The sequence below is a fragment of the Kribbella turkmenica genome (assembly GCF_004348725.1).
GTDB lineage: Bacteria > Actinomycetota > Actinomycetes > Propionibacteriales > Kribbellaceae > Kribbella > Kribbella turkmenica.
Map to the genome: position 1 here is coordinate 1 of NZ_SMKR01000349.1, position 888 is coordinate 888.

The 888-nt window shown below is 70.8% G+C and carries 2 protein-coding genes; one reads left to right on the top strand and one right to left on the bottom strand.

Annotated features, from left to right (window positions below; genetic code table 11):
- Nucleotides 1-103 precede the first annotated feature (103 nt).
- Complete coding sequence (locus tag E1218_RS35825) at nt 104-583, top strand: RrF2 family transcriptional regulator (protein WP_132327463.1); 480 nt, start codon at nt 104-106, stop codon at nt 581-583.
- 103 nt (nt 584-686) lie between these two features.
- Here the strand turns inward: E1218_RS35825 and E1218_RS37690 are convergent.
- Nucleotides 687-888, bottom strand: a 202-nt coding sequence (locus tag E1218_RS37690) for a hypothetical protein (RefSeq protein ID WP_233712707.1), incomplete at its 5' end; no start/stop codon positions are given.

Consider the following 888-nt stretch of genomic DNA (forward strand, 5'->3'; position numbering starts at 1 on the left):
GCCTACGAGCAGGCGCATCCACGCGCTTGAAGGCTGTCCGCTCGACGGGTGTCCGCGGGTGGGATGCGGCGGGGCACTGGGGGAATGCGGCAGACTGCGGGGCATGCGGGTTTCGGCGAAGTCTGACTATGCGTTGCGGGCGCTGATCGAGATTACTCAGCGCTGGGTGGCCAACGACCCCTCGGTGGTGTCGGCGGAGGAGCTCAGCCGCGCGCAGGGGATCCCGCATGGCTTCCTGCAGGGCATCCTGGCCGACCTGCGGCGGGCCGGAGTGTTGATGAGTCAGCGCGGACAGTCCGGCGGGTGGAAGCTGGCGGTGGATCCGAACGAGATCTCCGTCGCGGACGTGATGCGCGCGGTGGACGGTCCGATCGTGAGCATCTCGGGGGTGCGGCCGGAGAGCGTCGCGTACAACGAGCGCGCCGTTGTGTTGCAGCGGGTCTGGATTGCCGCCCGGGCGAGCCTTCGGGACGTGCTCGAGCACACCACGCTCGTGGACCTGGCCAAGAACAAGCTGCCGGCCGGGGTCGAGCGTCGCTCCCGTGACGAGGACGCTTGGCAGGCTCGGGTTCCGGGCAGCTGAGCGGGCCGAAGCTGGGCCGGTCGAGCGTGAGGAAGCCCGCGCTGAGCTGGTTGTGCCGAGCTCGCTCATCAGTGCCGCCTGATGAGCAGGCCGGCCGCGACCGTCAGTGCGGCTGTGGTTGCCACGACGGCTGCGGCGGTGCGGTCGCCGCGCGGCGGTGGTGATGCGTTGGTGAAGACGCCGGATTGCGGTGGGACTGCGCTCGGCAGTCCGGTTGCGGCCGCCGGTCGGCCGGCGCGAGCGTCGGGTCGTACGAGCGCGGGTTGCGGTCGGACGGTTGCGAGGAGGGGTGGGGTGTCTTGGGC

What these genes read in the sequence shown, in the direction of transcription:
- E1218_RS35825 (WP_132327463.1), top strand. Translation starts at nt 104, where the DNA reads ATGCGGGTTTCGGCGAAGTCTGACTATGCGTTGCGGGCGCTGATCGAG.